Raw genomic sequence first — 20,992 nt, 5'->3', positions numbered from 1 at the left:
AAACGGGAACGGTTGGGTGTGTCCGTGTCCACGGCGCGCGGCCCGGCCGGGCGCGGGCCGACCGCGCCCCACCAGCAACGCTACGCCCCGTAGAACAACCTCTCCACCACACCTCGCGCCCGCCGCGTGACCCGCCGGTAGTCGTCCAGCATGTCCCCGACATGGCCCGGCTCGTAGCCCAGATAGCGGCCGACCGCCGCCAGCTCCCGCCCGTCGGACGGGAACGTGTCGCCGGGCCGCCCCCGCACCAGCATCACCCCGTTCCGCACCCGCGTCGCCAGCACCCACGCGTCGTCCAGCGTCACCGCGTCCTCGGTGGTGATCAGGCCCGCCGCGTGCGCGGCGCGCAGCGCGGTCCGGGTGCGGGTGGTGCGCAGGCCCGGCTCGTCCCGGCCGTGGCGCATCTGCAGGAGCTGGACCGTCCACTCGACGTCCGAGAGGCCGCCGCGCCCCAGCTTGGTGTGGAGCGTCGGGTCGGCGCCGCGCGGCATCCGCTCCGACTCCATCCGGGCCTTCAGCCGGCGGATCTCGCGCACCGCGTCCTCCCCGAGCCCGTCGGCCGGGTAGCGCAGCGGGTCGATCAGCTCGACGAACCGCCGCCCCAGCTCCTCGTCGCCCGCCATCGGCTCGGCACGCAGCAGCGCCTGGCTCTCCCACCCCAGGGACCAGCGGCGGTAGTACGCGGCGTAGGACGCCAGGGTGCGCACCAACGGGCCGCTCTTGCCCTCCGGGCGCAGATCCGCGTCGATCAGCAACGGCGGGTCGGCGGTGGGCAGTTGGAGCAGCCGGCGCATCTCGGTGACGACCCGGTTGGCGGCCCGGCTGGCCTCCTGCTCGTCGACGCCGTCGCGCGGCTCGTGGACGAACAGGACGTCCGCGTCCGAGCCGTAGCTCAGCTCGTGCCCGCCGAAGCGGCCCATGCCGATGACCGCGAACCGGGTGGGCAGCGTCTCGCCCCACTCGGCCCGCACGGCCGCCCGCAGCGCGCCCGAGAGCGTCGCCGCGTTCAGGTCGGTGACCGCGTTGCCTACCCGGTCGACCAGCGCCCCGGGGTCCTCCTCGGCCGGGCTCTCCTCCGTACCGTAGCTGCCGATCAGATCGGCCGCGGCGGTGCGGAACAGCTCCCGGCGGCGTACGCCACGGGCCGCCGCGACCGCGCCCTCGGCGCTCTCGGAGCGGCCCACCGCGGCCAGCACCTCCTGCTCCAGCGGCTCGCGCAGCCGGGGCCCCAGGCCCCCCGGGGCACCCAGGATCGCCACCGCCTCCGGGGCGCGGAGCAGCAGGTCGGGCGCGAGGCGGCCGGCCGAGAGCACCCGGGCGAGGTTCTCCGCCGCCGCGCCCTCGTCGCGCAGCAGCCGCAGGTACCAGGGCGTCTTGCCGAGCGCGTCGGAGACCTTGCGGAAGCCCAGCAGACCGGCGTCCGGGTCGGCGGAGTCGGCGAACCAGCCGAGCAGCACCGGCAGCAGGGTGCGCTGGATGGCGGCCTTGCGGGTCACGCCGGAGGAGAGCGCCTCCAGATGCCGCAGGGCCGAGGCGGGGTCGGCGTACCCCAGGGCCTCCAGGCGCTGGCCCGCCGCGCGCGGGCTGAGCCGGGTCTCACCGGGGGAGAGCTGGGCGACCGCGTCGAGCAGCGGCCGGTAGAAGAGCTTCTCGTGCAGCCGCCGCACCACGGAGGCGTGCTTCTTCCACTCCCGGTTGAGCGTGCTGACGGGCTCGGTGCGCAGGCCCAGCGAGCGGCCCAGGCGCCGCAGGTCGGCCTCGTCCTCGGGCACCAGATGGGTGCGGCGCAGCCGGTACAGCTGGATGCGGTGCTCCATCGCGCGCAGGAAGCGGTACGCCTCGTCGAGCTGGGCGGCGTCCGCGCGCCCCACATAGCCGCCCGCCGCGAGGGCGCCGAGCGCGTCCAGGGTGGTGCCGCTGTGCAGGGTGGCGTCGCTGCGGCCGTGCACGAGCTGGAGCAGCTGGACGGCGAACTCGACGTCCCGCAGCCCGCCGGGGCCCAGCTTCAGCTCGCGCTCCACCTGGGCGGCCGGGATGGTGGCGACGACCCGGCGGCGCATCTTCTGCACGTCCGCCACGAAGTTGTCGCGCTCGGCGGCCTGCCACACCAGAGGTGAGACTGCCTCGATGTAGGCGGCCCCCAGCTCCGGGTCCCCGGCCACCGCCCGCGCCTTCAGCAGCGCCTGGAACTCCCAGGTCTTGGCCCAGCGCTGGTAGTACGCGAGGTGCGAGGAGAGGGTGCGCACCAGCGGGCCGTTGCGGCCCTCGGGGCGCAGATTGGCGTCGACGGGCCAGATGGTGCCCTCGACGGTGGTCTCCGAGCAGATCCGCATGAGGTGCGAGGCGAGCCGGGTGGCGGCCTGGAGCGCCTTGCGCTCGTCGGCCCCCTCGGCGGGCTCCCCGACGAAGATCACGTCGACGTCGGAGACGTAGTTCAGCTCATGACCGCCGCACTTGCCCATGGCGATCACCGCGAGTCGGCATATCGCGGCGTCCTCGGGGGCGGCGGTACGGGCGATGGCGAGCGCCGCCCGCAGGGTGGCGGTGGCCAGGTCCGCGAGCTCGGCCGCGGTCTCGGCCACGTGGGTCGTCCCGCACACGTCACGGGCCGCTATGGCCAGCAGGCACCGGCGGTAGGCGATCCGCAGCGACACCGGGTCCCGGGCCCCGGCCAGCCCCCGTTCGAACTCGGCGACCCCCGGATGCAGGTCCGCGGCCTCGTAGGTGACGAGGGCGTGCCAGTCGCGGGGGTGGCGGGCCAGATGGTCGCCGAGCGCCTCGGAGGCCCCCAGGACCCCCAGCAGCCGGTCCCGCAGCGGCTTGGCGGTGATCAGGGTGTCCAGCAGCGCCCGCCGCTCGGCGGGGTCCTGCGCCTCCACGATCCGTACCAGACCGGTGAGCGCCAGATCCGGGTCGGCGGTGGCGCCCAGCGCGTCCAGGAGCACCGGATCGGTGCGTACGGAGGCGAGCTCGGGAACGTCGAGGAGCCGCTCGGCCGCCGACGGATCGGTGAAGCCGAACCGCAGCAGCCGTGTGAAGGTGCTGCTCCTGCGTCCGGGCACCGCCGTCATACCGCCGCCTCCTCCTGCCACCGCGCCCGGCTCCGCGCCGGATCAAGGTCGGGAACGAGCCTATCCGGAGCGGGCCGGGAAGGGACGGGCGAGGCGGGGTCAGGCACGTGCCGTGCCCGTCACCACGCGGGCGCGGGGCGGGGCGGTGATCCGTCGGGGCAGCCGGTGCGGCAGCTCTCCGTACCAGGCGCGGGAGAGGAGGAAGCCGAAGGAGAGGCAGAGGACGCCGCCCACCGCGTCCAGCCAGAAGTGGTTGGCCGTCGAGACGATGACGACCAGGGTCGCCGCCGGGTAGAGCAGGCCCAGGATTCGCGCCCAGGGCGCCCTGGCGAGCGCGAAGACCGTCAGACCGCACCAGAGCGACCAGCCGATGTGCATCGACGGCATCGCCGCGTACTGGTTCGACATGTTCTTCAGGTCGCCCGAGGCCATCGAGCCCCAGGTGTGGTGGGCCAGGACGGTGTCGACGAAGCCCCCGCCGTTCATCAGGCGGGGCGGCGCCAGCGGGTAGAAGTAGTAGCCCACCAGGGCCACGCCGGTGGTGGCGAAGAGGACCAGGCGGGACGCGGCGTAGCGGCCGGGGTGGCTGCGGAAGAGCCACGCCAGGACGCCGATCGTCACCACGAAGTGGAGCGTGGCGTAGTAGTAGTTCATGCCGGTGATGAGCCATGTCACCGAGTTGACGCCGTGGTTGACGGAGCGCTCCACGGCGATGCCGAGGTGCTGCTCGACCGACCAGAGCCAGTCGGCGTTGTCGAGCGCCTGTGTCCGCTGCTCGGGGACGGCGTTGCGGATGAGCGAGTACGTCCAGTAACTCACCGCGATCAGGAGGACTTCGAACCAGATCCGGGGGCGGCGCGGGGTGCGCAGCCGTTGGAGGAGTGAGGCGGGTGCTGCCGGGACCGGCGGCGTCGGTGCTTCGGTGGGGTGCTCTTCCGAGAGGGGGGTGGGCGCAGCCGACGCGGCGGCCGACGGGGTGTCCGCCGTACCTTCCAGAGTCTTCACGGTCATTTCACCCATAGCGAGAGAGTCTGCCAGACGGACCCCCTCCCCGCAGATCGTCCTCCGGTCGGGTTCGGTCCGGATTCGTACTCCTGGTGGAGGACTCCTCACGGACGAGAGGGTGACTCTTCCCCCGATTTTAGGCCGAAGCGGGCGCCCGCCCCACCGGAGAACTACTTGGGCGCGGGTCCAGAAGCGGTTGAACCGCGAACCACCAGCTCGGGCATGAACACGAACTCGCTGTGCGGCGCAGGCGTGCCGCCGATCTCCTCCAGGAGCGCGCGGACGGCCGCCTGCCCCATCGCCGTCACCGGCTTGCGGATCGTGGTCAGCGGGGGGTCGGTGAACGCTATGAGCGGGGAGTCGTCGAAGCCGACCACCGAGATGTCCTTCGGCACGTCGAGCCCGGCCTGGCGGGCCGCCCGGATCGCGCCGAGCGCCATCATGTCGCTGGCGCACACCACGGCCGTGCAGCCGACCGCGATCAGCGCGGTGGTGGCGGCCTGGCCGCCCTCCAGCGTGTACAGCGAGTGCTGGACCAGCGCCTCGGCCTCCCGGGGCGTGAGCCCGAGCGAGTCCTCCATCGCGGCCGTGAAGCCCTCGATCTTGCGCAGCACCGGCACGAACCGCTTGGGGCCCACCGCGAGGCCGATACGGGTGTGGCCGAGCGCGGCGAGGTGCGTGACCGCGAGCCGCATCGCCGCCCGGTCGTCGGGGGAGATGAAGGGCGCCTGCACCTTCGGCGAGAAGCCGTCCACCAGCACGTACGGCACGCCCTGCGCGCGCAGCTGCTCGTAGCGCTCCATGTCGGCGGTGGTGTCGGCGTGCAGCCCGGAGACGAAGATGATGCCCGAGACGCCCCGGTCCACCAGCATCTCGGTGAGTTCGTCCTCGGTGGAGCCGCCGGGCGTCTGGGTGGCCAGCACCGGGGTGTACCCCTGGCGGGTCAGGGACTGGCCAATGACCTGGGCGAGCGCCGGGAAGATCGGGTTCTCCAGCTCCGGCGTTATCAGACCGACCAGACCGGCGCTGCGCCTGCGCAGCCGCACCGGCCGCTCGTAGCCGAGGACGTCGAGGGCGGCCAGCACCGATTCACGGGTGCCCGCGGCCACGCCGGGCTTGCCGTTGAGCACGCGGCTGACTGTGGCTTCGCTGACCCCCGCCTGGGCTGCAATGTCGGCAAGCCGTGCGGTCACGGGATTGGACTGTACCGGTCGCACGTCAGATTGCCCACCAGACTGCGGATTCGGCGGGGATCGTGACGGTACCGCCGGTGAACTCCAGCGCCGAGGTCGACAGCAACGGCCGTCCCGGAACCGTCAGTCGGGCCGCGTCGGCGCCCGTGTTGACCGTGCAGACGAACCCCTCGCGGGTGAAGGCGAGCACGCCCTCGGGCGCCTCCAGCCACTCCATCCCGCCGTCCCCGAGCCCCGGCAGCTCGCGGCGCAGGGCGAGGGCCGAGCGGTAGAGCTCCAGGGTCGAGCGCGGATCGCCGGTCTGGGCCTCGACGGAGAGGCCGCGCCAGGACTCGGGCTGCGGGAGCCAGCTGCCGCCGCTGCCGAAGCCGTGGCTGGGCCCGTCCTCGGTCCACGGGATGGGCACCCGGCAGCCGTCGCGGAAGCCGTCCTGGCCCTCGGCACGGAAGAAGGACGGGTCCTGGCGCACCTCGTCGGGCAGGTCCGTGACCTCGGGCAGGCCCAGCTCCTCGCCCTGGTAGAGGTAGACGGAACCGGGCAGCGCCAGCATCAGCAGGGCCGCGGCCCGCGCCCGGCGCAGGCCCCGCGCGCCGCCGCCGTAACGGGTCGGGTGGCGCACCACGTCGTGGTTGGAGAGCACCCAGGTGGCGGGAGCGCCGACCGAGCGGGTCGCGGCGAGCGAGGCGTCGACGACCGCGCGCATCTCGGCCGCGTCCCAGGGGCAGGTGAGGAACTGGAAGTTGAAGGCCTGGTGCAGTTCGTCGGGGCGTACGTACAGGGCGAGCCGCTCGGGCGAGGGCGCCCAGGCCTCCGCGACCGCGATGCGCTCGCCCTCGTAGGAGTCGAGCAGCCGGCGCCAGGAGCGGTGGATCTCGTGGACGCCGTCCTGGTCGAAGAAGGGCAGCTCCTGGGCGCCGATGAGCTTGGCCTGCTCGCGGGCGCCGATGTCGGGCAGCCCGGCCGCCTTGACCATGCCGTGCGCCACGTCGATCCGGAAGCCGTCGACACCGAGGTCGAGCCAGAAGCGCAGCACCGACTCGAACTCGGCCCGCACCTCGGGGTGTTCCCAGTTGAGGTCGGGCTGTTCGGGGGCGAACAGGTGCAGATACCAGTCGCCGTCCTCGGTACGGGTCCAGGCCGGTCCGCCGAAGACCGACTCCCAGTCGTTGGGCGGGGTGGCGCCGCCCTGGGCGGGCACGGCGCCGCGCCTGCCGGGGTGGAAGTGGTAGCGCTCGCGCTCGGGGCCGCCCGCCAGCGCGGCGCGGAACCAGCTGTGCTGGTCGGAGGTGTGGTTGGGGACGATGTCGACGATCACCCGCAGTCCGAGCCGATGGGCCTCGCGGACCAGGTCGTCGGCGTCCTGGAGGTCCCCGAAGAGCGGGTCGACGGCCCGGTAGTCGGCCACGTCGTAGCCGCCGTCGGCCTGCGGGGAGGCGTAGAAGGGGGTGAACCAGACGGCGTCCGCGCCGAGCGCGGCCAGGTGCGGCAGCCGGGCCCGGATACCGGGCAGATCGCCGATGCCGTCACCGTCGCCGTCCGCGAAGGAGCGCACGTACACCTGGTAGATCACGGCGTCGCGCCACCAGCCGGTGCCGTGCGCGGGGGCCCGGTCCTCGATGTCCGCGACGGCGGTGGTCGTGCTCGGCTCCTGTGTCATGAACGGGTCCCTCTCCGGTGGCCTGCACGGGTCCTGCGCCTGGGGTTCCTGCGCCTACGGGATCAACGCCGCTGCCCGTCGAAGGTAACAGTCCTGCAAGGTCTTGCGGAAGCCTTGCAACAGCGGCGTCGGCCTCCCGTACGTGCCCATGGAGTACAGAAGGGCCGCTTGGCAAGGCGCACGTCGGCAACCGTGTGGACACGCGGATGTAACGATCGACCGGCCTTGCAGAAATTCTTCGCAAGGTCTTTCGGTCTTCTTTCATCCTTGTTACGTTCCTGGCGATCCGGCGCCGTGATGGCGCGGCACCCGTTGAAGGAGTTCACATGCGACGTGGCATAGCGGCCACCGCGCTGGTCGCGACCCTGGCGCTCGCGGCGACGGCCTGCGGCGACAGTGACAGCAGTGACAGCGGTGACAAGAAGAGCTCGGGCGAGCTCTCCGGCACCGTCACATGGTGGGACACCTCGAACGACACCGAGAAGGACACGTTCAAGAAGATCGCCGAGGACTTCCACACGCAGCACCCCAAGGTCACCGTCAAGTACGTCAACGTGCCGTACGGCGACGCGCAGAACAAGATCAAGAACGCGTTCAGCGGCGGCTCCGACGCGCCGGACGTGATCCGCGCCGACGTCGGCTGGGTCTCCGACTTCGCCTCGCTCGGCTACCTGGACAAGGTCCCGGACGCCAAGGCCAAGGAAGTGGACTCCGCCTTCCTCAAGCAGGCCGCGGCCAGCGGGAAGTACGACGGCCAGATGTACGCCGTCCCGCAGGTCATCGACACCCTCGGCCTCTTCTACAACAAGAAGATGCTCAAGGACGCCGGCGTCGAGCCGCCGAAGTCCCTGGAGGAGGTGAAGACGGCCGCCGCCGCCATCAAGTCCAAGACCGGCAAGACCGGCCTCTACCTGCGCGGCGACGACTCCTTCTGGTTCCTGCCGTTCATCTACGGCGAGGGCGGCGACCTGGTCGACGCCAAGAACAAGAAGGTCACCGTGGACGCCCCGGCCGGGGTCAAGGCCTTCAAGGCCGCCCGCGACCTGGTCACCTCCGGCGCCGCGATCACCAACGCCACCGACGGGTGGAACAACATGGAGACCGCCTTCAAGTCGGGCAAGGTCGCCATGATGGTCAACGGCCCCTGGTCGGTGGCCGATGTCTACGCGGGTGACGAGTTCAAGGACAAGTCCAACCTCGGTGTCGCCGTCGTCCCGGCGGGCTCGGCCGCCCAGGGCGCCCCGCAGGGCGGCCACGACCTCGCCGTCTACGCGGGCTCCAAGAACCGCGACGCCTCGCACGCCTTCGTCGACTACCTGACCTCGCAGACCGTCCAGGTGCAGACCACCAAGGCGCTCAGCCTGCTGCCGACCCGGACCGCCGCGTACGACCAGCCGGACGTGAAGTCCAACGAGATGGTCAAGTTCTTCAAGCCTGCCGTCGACAAGGCCGTCGAGCGCGCCTGGATCCCGGAGAACGGCGCCCTCTTCGAGCCGCTGAAGCTCCAGTTCACCAAGGCCGTGACCGGCGCCTCCTCGCCCGAGGAGGCGGCCAAGGACGCCGCCACCGCCTTCCACAAGATCCTCAAGGACTGGAAGTAGCGGACGGGCAGCGGGAGACGGGTACTGACTGACATGACTGTCCACACCGGCCAGTCGACGGCGACGGCCGCGGGCGAGGACGCCCGCGGCCGGGGCCGCGCGACCGGCGAGCGCCCCGGCCGGCTCCGGCGGGCGCTCTCGACCCACTGGTACGCCTGGACCATGGTCGCCCCCGTGGTGATCGTCCTCGGCGTGATCATCGGATGGCCGCTCGGCCGCGGCGTCTATCTGTCGCTCACCGACGCCAACGAGCGCAACGTCGGCCGCACGATCGGCGCCAACCACATCGACGCCACGTACACGTTCGTCGGCCTCGACAACTACGTGGACGTGCTGAAGGACCCGGTCTTCCTGCAGCGGCTGACGTGGACCGTGGTGTGGACGGTGTGCTGTGTCGCGACCACGTTCCTGCTCGGCCTGGCGCTGGCGAACATGCTCAACCGGCAGTTCCGGGGCCGCGCCGCCTACCGGATGATGCTGATCCTGCCGTGGGCGGTACCGGGCTTCGTGTCGGTGTTCGCCTGGCGCTTCCTCTTCAACCGCGACAACGGCCTGCTCAACAAGGTCCTGGACGGCGGCGGCATCTCGGCGGTGCCGTGGCTGGACGACCCGACCTGGGCGAAGTTCTCGGTCATCGCGGTCAACGTCTGGCTGGGCGTCCCGTTCATGATGGTGGCGCTCCTGGGCGGCCTGCAGTCGATCCCGGGCGAGCTGTACGAGGCCGCCGAGATGGACGGGGCCGGGCCCTGGAAGCGGTTCCTCTACATCACGGTCCCGGGCCTGCGGGCGGTCTCCTCCACGGTGATCCTGCTCTCCACGATCTGGACGTTCAACATGTTCCCGGTGATCTTCCTGCTGACGCGGGGCGGTCCCGGCGACTCCACCGAGATCCTGGTGACGCAGGCGTTCCGGCAGGCCTTCGTGGAGAGCCCGCGGGACTTCGCCGGGTCGGCGACGTGGGGCGTGCTGATCCTCGCGGTGCTGATGGTCTTCGCGCTCGTGTACCGGCGCTCGCTTCGCAAGCAGGGAGAGGTGTGGTGACGATGTCGTCGGCACGGGAGTCCGCGCGTACGGGTGCTCCGGTACGGGAGGGTGCGCGCGGGCGGGGTCCGGGACCGGAGTCCGCGTCCGCGCGGGGGCCGGTGCGGGGCAGGCGCTCGCCGCTCGCCTCCGTCGGGCTGCACGCCACGCTGATCGTGGCGTCGGTCATCGCCGTCTTCCCCGTCCTGTGGGTGCTGCTGACCTCGCTGAAGCCGGCGAAGTACGCGATCACCACGGACTTCTTCAAGGACACGACGCTCGACAACTACCGCTACCTGGTGGACAGGACGAGCTTCTTCACCTGGTTCGGGAACTCGGCGCTGATCGCCGGGGTGACGACACTGCTCGGCGTCTTCATCTCCGCGACCACCGGCTACGCGGTGAGCCGCTTCAAGTTCCCCGGGATGCGCCCGCTGATGTGGACGCTGCTGATCACCCAGATGTTCCCGATGGCGATCCTGATCGTCCCGCTCTACAACCTCATGGGCCAGCTGGGGCTGCTGAACCAGCCGGTGGGCCTGATCATCACGTATCTGACGATCGCGGTCCCCTTCTGCGCCTGGATGATGAAGGGCTTCTTCGACGGCATCCCGGTGGAGATCGACGAGTCGGGGCGGGTGGACGGGCTGAACCCGTTCGGCACGTTCTGGCGCCTGATCCTGCCGCTGGCGAAGCCGGGGCTCGCCGTGACGGCCTTCTACTCCTTCATCACGGCGTGGGGCGAGGTCGCGTACTCGTCGGCGTTCATGGTCGGGGACGAGAACCTGACGCTGGCGGGCGGGCTCCAGACGTTCGTCACCCAGTACACGGCGAACTGGGGGCCGATGACGGCGGCGTCCGTGCTGATCGCGGTGCCGGCGGCGGTGTTCTTCCTGTTCGCGCAGAAGCATCTGGTGGCGGGGATGACGGCGGGGGCGACGAAGGGGTGACGTCTGTTTCCGGGGGCCTGCCCCCGGACCCCCGGCCGGGGGCTACGCCCCCAGCACCCCCGGGCCTGCGGCCCCTGGACCCCGGTTCGTGTTCGTCCGCGGGTCCGCGGGGGCTGGTCGCGCAGTTCCCCGCGCCCCTGAAGAACCGGGGCTCCGCCCCGGCCCCCGCTCCTCAAACGCCGAAGGGACTTGATCGCCCCGCCCGAGGGCGGCCCTTAAGGGGCGCGGGGAACTGCGCGACCAGCCCACCACGATCCGCAGACGAAGCCCGGGCCCAAACAAGGGCGCCCCGCCCAGAGAAACCACCACACCGACCCAGGACCCAGGGAAGAAATGACCCCGCACCTCACCGCCCCCGCCACCACCCCCACCGGGACCGCCCGCGCCGGCTGGTGGCAGGACGCCGTGATCTACCAGGTCTATCCGCGCAGCTTCGCCGACGCCAACGGCGACGGGATGGGTGACCTCAACGGCGTCCGCGCCCGCCTCCCCTACCTCCGTGACCTCGGCGTCGACGCCGTCTGGCTCTCCCCCTTCTACGCCTCCCCGCAGGCCGACGCCGGCTACGACGTCGCCGACTACCGCGCCATCGACCCGATGTTCGGCACCCTGCACGACGCCGACGCCCTGATCCGCGACGCCCATGACCTCGGGCTGCGCATCATCGTCGACCTCGTCCCCAACCACTCCTCCGACCAGCACGAGTGGTTCAAGCGGGCCCTGCGGGAGGGGCCGGGATCGCCGCTGCGGGCGCGGTACCACTTCCGCCCGGGCCGCGGCGACAGCGGCGAGCTGCCGCCCAACGACTGGGAGTCCATCTTCGGCGGGCCCGCCTGGACCCGTACCGAGGACGGCGAGTGGTATCTGCACCTGTTCGCCCCGGAGCAGCCCGACTTCAACTGGGAGCACCCCGCCGTCGCCGACGAGTTCCGCTCGATCCTGCGGTTCTGGCTGGACATGGGCGTCGACGGGTTCCGCGTGGATGTCGCGCACGGCCTGGTCAAGGCCGCCGGGCTGCCCGACATCGGCGGCAGTGAGCAGCTCAAGCTGCTCGGCAACGATGTCATGCCGTTCTTCGACCAGGACGGCGTCCATGAGATCTACCGCTCCTGGCGGCTGATCCTCGACGAGTACCCGGGCGAGCGCATAGCCGTCGCCGAGGCGTGGACGCCCACTGTCGAGCGCACCGCCCATTACGTACGCCCCGACGAGCTCCACCAGGCCTTCAACTTCCAGTACCTGGGCGCCCCCTGGGACGCCGCCGCGCTGCGGGACGTCATCGACGGCTCGCTCTCCGCGATGCGCCCCGTCGGCGCGCCCGCGACCTGGGTGCTCTCCAACCACGACGTCACCCGGCACGCCACCCGCTTCGCCAACCCGCCGGGCCTCGGCACCCAGTTGCGCACCCCGGGCGACCGTGAGCTGGGGCTGCGCCGGGCGCGGGCCGCGACGCTGCTGATGCTGGCGCTGCCCGGCTCCGCCTACCTCTACCAGGGCGAGGAGCTGGGCCTGCCGGACGTCACCGACCTGCCCGACGAGGTGCGCCAGGACCCGTCCTTCTTCCGCGCCGAGGGCCAGGACGGCTTCCGCGACGGCTGCCGGGTCCCGATTCCGTGGACCGAGGACGGGCCCAGCCACGGCTTCGGCAGCGGCGGCAGCTGGCTGCCGCAGCCCGCCGGGTGGGGCGCGCTCTCCGTCGAGGCCCAGACCGGCGACCCGGACTCGACCCTGGAGCTCTACCGCGCCGCCCTCGCCGCCCGCCGCGAACACCCCGGTCTCGGCAGGGGCGACACGGTCCGCTGGCTGGAGGCGCCCGAGGGCGTGCTCGCCTTCGCGCGCGAGGGGTTCGTCTGCACGGTCAACCTCACCGGTGAGCGGGTCCGGCTGCCCGCGCCCGCATCGGGGAAGGTCCTGCTCTCCAGTGGGGGCGGCGAGGTCGTCGTGGAGGACGGGGAGTTCGTCCTCGGCTCCGACACCACCGTGTGGTGGGCGGTGTGACCGACGCCGGGCCGCGCCTCGCCGACATCGCCTGCCAGGCGGCCGTCAGCGAGGCCACCGTCAGCCGGGTGCTCAACGGGCGCCCGGGTGTCGCCGACACCACCCGGCAGCGGGTGCTCGCGGCCCTGGACGTCCTCGGCTGGGAGCGGCCCGCCCGGCTGCGCCACCGCAGCGCCGGACTGGTCGGCCTGGTCACCCCGGAGCTCACCAACCCCATCTTCCCGGCCTTCGCCCAGGCCGTGGAGCAGGTGCTGGCCGGGCACGGGTACACCCCGGTGCTCTGCACCCAGCTGCCCGGCGGGGTGACCGAGGACGAGCTGGTCGAGCAGTTGGAGGAGCGCGGGGTCAACGGCATCGTGTTCCTGTCGGGGCTGCACGCCGACACCGCCGCCGACCCCGCCCGCTATCTGGCGCTCAGCGAGCGCGGAGTGCCGTTCGTCCTGGTCAACGGGTACAACGAACGTATCCCCGCCCCCTTCGTCTCGCCCGACGACCACACGGCGATGACGATGGCGGTGGGCCATCTCGCCGATCTGGGACACACCCGGATCGGTCTGGCGGCCGGTCCGGCGCGGTATGTGCCCTCGCGGCGCAAGGCCGAGGGGTTCACGGCCGCGCTGGGGGAGCGGTTCGGGCTGCGCGCCCAGGAGGCCGCCGCGTACATCGGGCACACCCTCTTCAGTGTCGAGGGCGGCCAGGTGGCGGCGGGCGCGCTGCTCGACCAGGGGTGTACGGGAGTGGTGTGCGCCAGCGACATGATGGCGCTCGGCGCGGTGCGCGCGGCGCGCGAGCGCGGGCTCGCGGTGCCCGGTGAGGTGTCGGTGGTGGGCTTCGACGACTCACGGCTGATCGCGTTCACCGACCCGCCGCTGACCACGGTCCGCCAGCCGGTGCGGGCGATGGCGACGGCCGCGGTGGGGGCGCTGCTGGAGGAGATCCGGGGCAACCCCGTGCAGCGGACGGAGTTCGTGTTCCAGCCGGAGCTGGTGGTACGGGGGTCCACCGCGCGCGTACGGGACTGACCGAACGGGCGCCATCGGGTGGCGCGGGCCGTCATGGAGTGGCATGGGGTGTCAGGAGTGTTCTCCGGGCGGGCACAACTGGCGTCGATCTGATCAATCCTGGCCGCATTGCGACTGTTTCCGGTTGAACCAGCCTTCGGAGCGGGAGCGGGCGATCGTCTGGTCCAGACTGTGCCCGTGTTGGGGAATCTTCCAGCGGAGACCACGAGCTTCGTGGGCCGGTCGGCGGAGCTGGCCACCCTGGACAAGCTGCTGCTCGACCACCGGCTCGTCACCGTCACCGGCCCGGGCGGCGTGGGCAAATCCCGGCTCGCCCTGCGCGGCGCCCGCCGGCGCCTGGCCTTCTGTCCCGACGGGGTGTGGTGGGTCGAGCTGTCCCCCCTGTGCGACGCCGAACTCCTCGACGCCACCGTCGCCGACCACCTCGGCGTCACCGGCCAGACCACCCGCAGCGCCGCCGAGGCGCTCTGCGGCCGGCTCGCCGACAAACGGCTGCTCCTGGTCCTCGACACCTGCGAACACCTCGTCTCCGCCTGCGGCCACCTCATCGGCGAGCTGCTCCAGACCTCACCCGGGCTCACCGTCCTGGCCACCAGCCGGCAGCCCCTGGGACGCCCGGAGGAACGGGTCTTCCCGCTCGGCCCGCTGCCGCCCGCCGGCGCGGCCCTCACCCTCTTCAAGCAACGTGCCGTCGACGCCGTCCCGCACCTGTCGCTGAAATCCTTCGAGACCCCCGCCCGCGCCGAGGCCGCCGCCGCCGTCTGCCGCAGGCTCGACGGCATCCCGCTCGCCATCGAACTCGCCGGCGCCCGGCTGCGGCTGTGGAGCGTCGAGCAGCTGGCCGAACGGCTCGACTCGCGCTTCGAGGTCCTCACCGACACCCGCTCCGACCGGCTGCCCCGGCACCAGACCATGCGTACCACCATCGGCTGGAGCCACGAACTGTGCGCCCCGCTGGAACGGCTGCTGTGGGCCCGGCTCTCGGTGTTCGCCGGCGGCTTCGACCTGGCGGCGGCCCAGGACGTCGCCGCGGGCGGTCCGCTCGCCCCCGAAGCCGTCACGGCCGCGCTCGCGGGCCTGGCCGCCAAGTCCGTCGTCCGGGCCGGCCCGCACCGCGGCCGGCCCGGCTACCGGATGCTCGACACCATCCGCGAGTACGGCCGCCAGTGGCTCCGCGAGCTCGGCGAGGAGGCGGCCGTGGCCCGTCGGCACGCCGAGCGCTGCCGCCGGCTGGTCCGCGCCGCGGAGGCCGAGTGGCTGGGCCCGGACCAGGTCGAGTGGTACGAGCGGGTCGACGCCGAACAGGCCGATCTGCGCGCCGCTCTTGAGCACCTGCTCGCCCACGACCCCGAAGCCGCCCTCGACATGGCGTCCTCGCTGTGGTTCTTCTGGTTCTGCTGCGGCCATCTGCACGAGGGCCGCGGCTATCTGGAGCGCGCCCTCGCCCTCGGCCCCGAGCCCGGCCGCCGCCGCGACCGCGCCGAATGGGTGCTCGGCGCCATCGCCCTCCTCCAGGGAGACCTGGAGACCGCGCTGCGCCACGGCCGGCGGTCCGTCGCGCGCGCCACGGACCCCGAGTGCCGGCTGCGCGCCGCCCATCTGCTCGCCGCCGCCGTCCTGATGCCGGGCGACGCGGCGGGCGCCCTCGACATCTGCACCCCCGCCATCGACGCGGCCGAGACCGACTTCTCGCCCGGCCTCGCCCTGTGCGCGCTCGTCCGCGTCTACGCCCTCGTCGATCTGGGCCGCCACCAGGAGGCCGCCGCCGAGTCCACCTGGCTGCGCGACCGGTGCGCGAGCCGCGGGGAGCGCTGGATGCGGGCGTACGCGGACTACATGCTCGCCGTCACCGCGCTGGCGCTGGGCCGCGCCACCGAGGCCGCCGAGCACGCCCGCGCCATGCTGACCGGCAAACGGCTGCTCCACGACAGCTTCGGCATCGCCCTCGGCCTCGACATGCTCGCCTGCGCGCTCGCCGCACGCGGCGACGGCGAGCGGGGCGCCCTGGTCCTCGGCACCGGGCAGGAGTACTGGCGTACCGTCGGCAAGGCCCAGATGGGCGCGCCCCGGCTCGCCGCCGTCCGCGAGGAGTGCGAGCGCCGGGCCAGGGCCGCGCTGGGCGACCAGGCGTACGACAGCGCCTTCCACCGGGGGGCGCGCGCCGGGCTCGACCAGGGGCTCAGCGACGCCCTCAAGGGCGATGTCGCACAGGGCGGTTGAGGCGGGTCCGGTTCAGCCGAGCCGCTTCTCCATCAGGACGACGGCGTAGGCGCTGCCGCCCCCGCCCTCCTTGAAGGGCTGCTCGCCCGCGACCGCGTACCCGGCCCGCTCGTAGTAGGCGCGCAGCCCCGGGCTGGAGGCCTTGAAGTCCAGCCGGGACAGCGGGCGCCCGGCCGCCGCGATGCGCTGCTCGGCGTGGGCGAGCAGGGCCCGGCCGGTCCCGGCGGGGGCCAGCGCCCGGTCGGTCATCAGCCGGTGCACATAGCCCGCCTCCGGCGGCCGTACGCCCCAGGCGGGCTCGTCCCGCCACCACAGCTCGTACGCCCCGGCCGCCCGGCCGTCGCCGGTCAGCGCCAGCCAGACCTCGCCCTCGGCCATCCGCCGCCGGAAGTGGTCCGCGTCCTTCTCGCCGGGCCGCCACTGGTCGATGCCGCTGCCCCGCATCCAGCGGGCGGCGCCGTCGTACAGGGCCACGAGCGCGAGCAGATCCTCTTCGTCGGCGAGGCGGAAGGAGAGCGTCTCCGTCGATGTCGTCATGGTGATCAAAGTACGGCCCCCTGACTAGCGGGACGCCAGCGCCATGAGCCTGGCCACCAGGTCCCCGAACGGGCCCTCCGGCGGCTCCTCCGCGAGCATGCGCAGGACCACCGCCGCCATCTCCTCGTCGTAGGCCGCGCTCACCGCCGCCAGCGCCGCGAAGTCGTGCACGAGCTGCAACTCCAGCTCGCCGCGCGGGATGCGGCGGCCGTCCAGCCAGATCAGGGCCGTGGACTCGGCGAGCGAGACCCAGGAGCGCACCACCAACTCCAGCCGCGCGGGCGGGTCCTGGACGCCGAGATGGGCGAGGATCTGGAGGTAGGCGGCGTGCCGCACCTCGTCGATCATGGCGTTGGCCGTGGTCGAGTTGCCCGCCGAGGCCGCGGGTCCGCCCCGCATCAGCGCGGCGAAGCCCGGACCGTGGCCCTCGACGAAGTCGAAGAAGCGGCCCATCACCCGCAGCAGCCGGGCCCCGAGCGGCCCCTCGTGCGGCTCCACGAACCGGGCCGCCAGCTCGTCGGCGGCCATCCGCAGCGCCGCCTCGTACAGGCTCTGCTTGCCGGGGAAGTAGTGGTAGACGAGCGGCCGGGATATCCCGGCCGCCGCCGCTATCTCGTCGATGGAAACGTCGTCGGGGGAGCGGTGGCTGAACAGCTCCAGCGCGACCCCGATCAGCTGTCGCCTGCGCTCTTCGACGCCCATCCTGCGCCGCACCCCGGTCGTCATGCGAACAGGGTACCTACAGGTCGAGCACGAGTTTGCGTCCCCGGCAGCGGGAGACGCAGATCAGCATGGAGTCCTCGCGCTCCGCGTCCGTGAGCAGCTCGTCCCGGTGGTCCACCGCCCCCTCCAGGACCCGCTGTTGACAGGTTCCGCAGAAGCCCTGCTCGCACGAGTACGGCAGGTTCGGCAGCTCGTCGCGGACCGTGGCGAGCACCGAGCGGCCCGCCGGGACCGTGAGGGTGCGGCCCGTGCGGCGCAGTTCGACCTCGAAGGTGCCGGGCTGCGCGGTGCTCGCGCCGGGCGTGAACCGCTCCAGATGGAGGGCGCGGCCCTCGGGCAGGGCCGCCGCCACCGCGTCCATCAGCGGTTCCGGGCCGCAGCAGTACACCGCCGCGCCCCCGTCCGAACCCGCCAGGAACGCGGCCACATCGGGCAGTCCGGCCTCGTCCTCGGGCACCACGGCGACTCGCGCGCCCCCCGCCCCCAGCTTCTCGATCTCGTCCAGGAACGGCATGGAGGCCCGCGACCGCCCCCCGTACAGCAGCCGCCACTCACCGCCCGCCGCCTCGACGGCCCGCAGCATGGGCAGCACCGGGGTGATGCCGATGCCGCCGGCGACGAAGGCGTACGAGGGCGCCTCGGTCAGCGGGAAGCGGTTGCGCGGCCCGCGCACGACCAGTCCGGCGCCCACGCCCAACTGCTCGTGCACCTCACGGGAGCCGCCCCGCCCGTCCTCGATCAGCCGGGCGGCGACGGTGTAGGCAGTGCGGTCGGCCGGGTCGCCGCAGAGCGAGTACTGCCGGACCAGCCCCGACGGCAGCAGCAGGTCCAGATGGGCGCCCGGCCGCCACTCGGGCAGTGGCGCGCCCGTCGGTGAGGCGAGCCGCAGCAGGGCCACGCCCTCGGCGGGCACGGTCCGTTCGGCGACGGTGAGCCGCAGCGAGGCCGTCCTGCGCCCGCCCCGGCCGGAGACGGGTGTCTCCAGCGCGGGCAGCGGCCACAGCGGGGAGGCGGCGATCCGGCGGCGGACCGCCCGCCGCACCAGCAGCGCCGCCCCCGCGGCCAGCGCCACGGAGCTCGTACGGGGCATGTCAGCGGCCTCCGTTGGCGCCGGGCGAGCTCGCCAGATAGGCCATGGCCTGCGCCGTCGAGCCCTCCTGCGAGGGGTGGTACGTACGGCTGAGATAGCGCGGGACCGAGCGCGCCATCGCCCCGGCGGTCGGCAGCGTGCCCTGCCGTCCGGCGCGCAGGAACGCGCCGAAGGTGGCCTTGCCGTCCAGCAGCGTGGGGTCGTTCTCCATGAAGAAGCGGGCGCCGCGCTGCCAGAGGAAGACCAGCGCGGTGAACGCGGTCGCCCAGGTCCGCACCCGGCGCCGGTAACCGCCGTCGACGTGCTGGAACAGGTCGAAGGCGACCGAGCGGTGCTCGACCTCCTCGGCGCCGTGCCAGCGCAGCAGATCCAGCATCACCGCGTCGGCGCCGCGCTCGTCCAGGGCGTCGGCGTTGAGGATCCAGTCGCCCAGGAACGCCGTGTAGTGCTCGATGGCCGCGATGGTGGCGACCCGCTCCATCAGCCACCACCGGCGCGCCCGCCCCGGCGGCAGCCTCCGGTCGCCGAGCAGCTTCTCGAAGAGCCAGTCGACCTGCGCGGTGTACGGGGTGGGGTCCAGGCCGAGCGCCTTGAGGTGGGGGAGCACGTCGTCGTGGGCCGCCGAGTGCGTGGCCTCCTGGCCGATGAACCCGATCACGTCCTCGCGCAGCCGCTCGTCGCGGATGTACGGCAGCACCTGCTTGTACACCTGCACGAACCAGCGCTCGCCCGCCGGGAGCAGCAGATGCAGCACGTTGATGGTGTGCCCGGTGAACGGGTCGCCGGGTATCCAGTGCAGCGGCGTCCCCTCCCAGGCGAACGAGACGTTCCTGGCCTTGAGCTCTCGGTGCTCCGAGACCACCGGAGCGGACCGCGGCGTATTAGACATGGCGTCAATGTACTGACGGGTAAGCATCTGGCAACAGGGGTGCGCGAGGAGTTGTCCGTACGGACCGCGCACCCCGCGCGCCCGGGCTCAGCGCAGGGCGGCGACCTCGGTGCCGTCCGCGAGCCGCCCGCCCAGCTGGGCGCGGGCGCCCTCCTGGGTGCGCACGGCGAGCAGATGGCCGCGCTCGGACGCCTCCACCCCGCCCGAGACGGCGACCCCGGCCAGATCCTCGCTGCCGGCCGCCAGCACGTACCAGTGCCCGCCCCGGGACTTCCACAGCACCCCGGCGAGCACCTGCGGCCGGTGCGTGCCGCAGGCGGCGCTGTCGTCGGCGCGCGCGGCGACCGCGCCCGCCGCCCCCTTCGGCGCGCCCGGCGCCTGGAACTGGGCGAGCACCCGGCTGTCGGTGCCGGACCAGGTGTCGGCCCGGGTGCAGAGCCAGGCGGCGGTCCCGTTGGCCTCGGGCAGCGGCTGGCGCGCGTACTGCCAGGAGTTGACCGTCCGCACGCCGTGCGAGCGGACCGTGGGCAGCAGACAGGCGGTACGGGCCCAGGCCTCGCGGGCGGACGCGCTCGTGATGTCCCCGGGCGCGTCCGGCGCCCCCCAGGTGAGCCGGGCGGGCGCGAGCTCGCCGAGGTCGGTGAGGAGCCGCGCCGCCGACGCGTCGCGCAGTTGGAGCACGTCCCAGGAGGTGCAGTCGCGGGCCTGCGCGGGCGAGACCAGCGGGGCGGTCACACCGTCCCCGTCGCGGACGAGCGGGCGGGGGGCGGCCCCCGGGGCGAGCAGGTCCCGCACGGCCGCCTCGCGCACCCAGGGGGCGGTCAGATAGCGCACGTTGCCGTCGGTGCGGCCGACCACGAGCGCCCCGGCGGACGCGGTGTCCGCCCCGTCCACGCGCGCGAAGTCGAGCGCCGCGCCCGCGGTGCCCTCCAGCGGTTCCGCGTACCGGGCGACCCGCAGGCCGTCGTAGAAGAGCACCACCGAGGCCCGGTCGACCTTGCCCGCGTACAGCAGCTGGGGCGCGCCCATCGGCGGGCCGGACGGCGTCCTCGGCGTGGCGGAGACCTGCACGGAGCGGCCCGGCCGCGCCCAGACGGCCAGCGCGCGCCGCAGCAGCGCGCTGTCGCCGGTGAGGGGGCCCCGGGCGGGCCAGACGGAGAAGTCGGTACGGGGCGAGGTCCGCCACACCGCCGCGTCCACCCGGACGACCCGGGCGGGGTCGAGGGCGGCCTCGGCGGCGGGGTTGCGCGCGTACGGCGGCGCGGCGGCGCCGTCCGGGCCCCAGCCGTCGCCCGGCAGCCCCAGCAGCGTGCCGCAGACGGCCAGCGCCGCGGCGGCGACCAGGGCGGCGCGCAGATGCTGGCGGCGGCGCATCAGGTCGGTGGGCCGGGCCTGGAGCGAGCAGGGGTCGAACTCGGCGGCCTCCAGGAGCGCCGCCGCCGCGCCGGGCTCGCCCGCCTCCTCCACCGCGGCCCCGGCGTCCTCGACGCCCACGGCGTCGAGCTCCCTGCGCACCTCGGCGTCGCTCAGCCCGTCGAGACCGCGCAGCACGAAGGCGGCCCGCGCGGGACCGCTCAGCGCGGAGAGCCGCTGGTCCAGGGCGAGTTCATCGGCGCCGCCCGAGCGGGGGAACAGCCGCAGCCCCCACACCTGCGGCAGCACCGGCGGCAACTGCGCCCGCTTGGGCCAGGCCCGCCGCCGCAGCGGCAGCCCGGCCTCCAGCGCCTGCCGGACGACCTGGCGCCGCACGAAGCCGTACCCCGGGTCGCCGCGCCGGGGCGCCGGGATCGCCGCCCGGGTGGCGGCGCGGCCCCGGGGCAGCGACCGCTGCACCAGCGCGTGCGCGGTCAGCACCCGGCGGTTGCGCCCGAGGGAGGGCGGCAGCACGAGATAGGCGAGCCGGGTCAGCCGGGGGTAGTGCTCCACGAGCGCGGCTTCGGCCTGCTCGATGCCGATGGGGGTGGGGCGGGTGAGGATGTCCTGGGGCGGGGCCACGTTCAGCAAAACGAGCGAATC

At 73.3% G+C, this 20,992-nt stretch carries 15 protein-coding genes; 6 read left to right on the top strand and 9 right to left on the bottom strand.

Annotated features, from left to right (window positions below; genetic code table 11):
* Positions 1–80: 80 nt before the first annotated feature.
* The 4 genes from ACZ5ID_RS25865 to ACZ5ID_RS25850 form a co-directional block, all read right to left on the bottom strand.
* Positions 81–3,071 (bottom strand): bifunctional [glutamine synthetase] adenylyltransferase/[glutamine synthetase]-adenylyl-L-tyrosine phosphorylase, encoded by a 2,991-nt coding sequence (locus ACZ5ID_RS25865; protein ID WP_468902343.1) that lies wholly within the window; start codon positions 3,069–3,071, stop codon positions 81–83.
* Positions 3,072–3,170: 99 nt separating this feature from the next.
* Positions 3,171–4,091 carry a phosphatase PAP2 family protein gene (locus tag ACZ5ID_RS25860; RefSeq protein ID WP_468902341.1) on the bottom strand — a complete coding sequence of 307 codons (921 nt, stop codon included), beginning with the start codon at positions 4,089–4,091 and terminating at the stop codon, positions 3,171–3,173.
* Positions 4,092–4,246: 155 nt separating this feature from the next.
* Positions 4,247–5,269 carry a LacI family DNA-binding transcriptional regulator gene (locus ACZ5ID_RS25855; protein WP_468902339.1) on the bottom strand — a complete coding sequence of 341 codons (1,023 nt, stop codon included), beginning with the start codon at positions 5,267–5,269 and terminating at the stop codon, positions 4,247–4,249.
* A 25-nt stretch (positions 5,270–5,294) separates the two neighbouring features.
* Entirely contained in the window at positions 5,295–6,926 is a 1,632-nt protein-coding gene (locus tag ACZ5ID_RS25850; protein ID WP_468902336.1) for a glycoside hydrolase family 13 protein, read from the bottom strand.
* A 326-nt stretch (positions 6,927–7,252) separates the two neighbouring features.
* Here ACZ5ID_RS25850 and ACZ5ID_RS25845 point away from each other — a divergent pair, with 326 nt between their 5' ends.
* The 6 genes from ACZ5ID_RS25845 (at position 7,253) to ACZ5ID_RS25820 (ending at position 15,737) form a co-directional block, all read left to right on the top strand.
* On the top strand, positions 7,253–8,527 hold the full coding sequence (locus tag ACZ5ID_RS25845) for an extracellular solute-binding protein (protein ID WP_468902332.1): 1,275 nt from the start codon (positions 7,253–7,255) through the stop codon (positions 8,525–8,527).
* 33 nt (positions 8,528–8,560) lie between these two features.
* Positions 8,561–9,568 carry a carbohydrate ABC transporter permease gene (locus ACZ5ID_RS25840; protein ID WP_468902330.1) on the top strand — a complete coding sequence of 336 codons (1,008 nt, stop codon included), beginning with the start codon at positions 8,561–8,563 and terminating at the stop codon, positions 9,566–9,568.
* A gap of 2 nt (positions 9,569–9,570) precedes the next feature.
* Positions 9,571–10,497 (top strand): sugar ABC transporter permease, encoded by a 927-nt coding sequence (locus ACZ5ID_RS25835; RefSeq protein WP_468902633.1) that lies wholly within the window; start codon positions 9,571–9,573, stop codon positions 10,495–10,497.
* A 333-nt stretch (positions 10,498–10,830) separates the two neighbouring features.
* On the top strand, positions 10,831–12,495 hold the full coding sequence (locus tag ACZ5ID_RS25830) for a glycoside hydrolase family 13 protein (RefSeq protein WP_468902327.1): 1,665 nt from the start codon (positions 10,831–10,833) through the stop codon (positions 12,493–12,495).
* Complete coding sequence (locus ACZ5ID_RS25825; protein WP_468902324.1) at positions 12,480–13,517, top strand: LacI family DNA-binding transcriptional regulator; 1,038 nt, start codon at positions 12,480–12,482, stop codon at positions 13,515–13,517. The genes ACZ5ID_RS25830 and ACZ5ID_RS25825 overlap by 16 nt, the downstream gene beginning before the upstream one ends.
* 177 nt (positions 13,518–13,694) lie before the next feature.
* Positions 13,695–15,737, top strand: a complete 2,043-nt coding sequence (locus tag ACZ5ID_RS25820; RefSeq protein WP_468902321.1) for an ATP-binding protein — start codon at positions 13,695–13,697, stop codon at positions 15,735–15,737.
* 12 nt (positions 15,738–15,749) lie between these two features.
* Here the strand turns inward: ACZ5ID_RS25820 and ACZ5ID_RS25815 are convergent, their stop codons facing one another.
* The 5 genes from ACZ5ID_RS25815 to ACZ5ID_RS25795 all read right to left on the bottom strand — a co-directional run bounded on the left by ACZ5ID_RS25815 (position 15,750) and on the right by ACZ5ID_RS25795 (position 20,977).
* A complete protein-coding gene (locus ACZ5ID_RS25815; protein WP_468902318.1) occupies positions 15,750–16,274 on the bottom strand; it encodes a GNAT family N-acetyltransferase in 525 nt (174 codons plus the stop codon).
* Positions 16,275–16,298: 24 nt separating this feature from the next.
* The gene (locus ACZ5ID_RS25810) at positions 16,299–17,000 is read right to left on the bottom strand and encodes a TetR/AcrR family transcriptional regulator (RefSeq protein ID WP_468902316.1); all 702 of its coding nucleotides are present in this window, start codon (positions 16,998–17,000) and stop codon (positions 16,299–16,301) included.
* 13 nt (positions 17,001–17,013) lie between these two features.
* Positions 17,014–18,087 carry a PDR/VanB family oxidoreductase gene (locus ACZ5ID_RS25805; protein WP_468902313.1) on the bottom strand — a complete coding sequence of 358 codons (1,074 nt, stop codon included), beginning with the start codon at positions 18,085–18,087 and terminating at the stop codon, positions 17,014–17,016.
* A 1-nt stretch (position 18,088) separates the two neighbouring features.
* Positions 18,089–18,976 (bottom strand): metal-dependent hydrolase, encoded by an 888-nt coding sequence (locus ACZ5ID_RS25800; RefSeq protein WP_468902311.1) that lies wholly within the window; start codon positions 18,974–18,976, stop codon positions 18,089–18,091.
* A gap of 87 nt (positions 18,977–19,063) precedes the next feature.
* Positions 19,064–20,977 carry a hypothetical protein gene (locus ACZ5ID_RS25795; RefSeq protein ID WP_468902630.1) on the bottom strand — a complete coding sequence of 638 codons (1,914 nt, stop codon included), beginning with the start codon at positions 20,975–20,977 and terminating at the stop codon, positions 19,064–19,066.
* Between the last annotated feature and the right edge of the window lie 15 nt (positions 20,978–20,992).

The organism is Streptomyces sp. NPDC031670, from assembly GCF_055580545.1.
The sequence above is the reverse complement of the archived record's forward strand: the minus strand, read 5'-3'. Positions and strand labels throughout refer to the sequence as shown.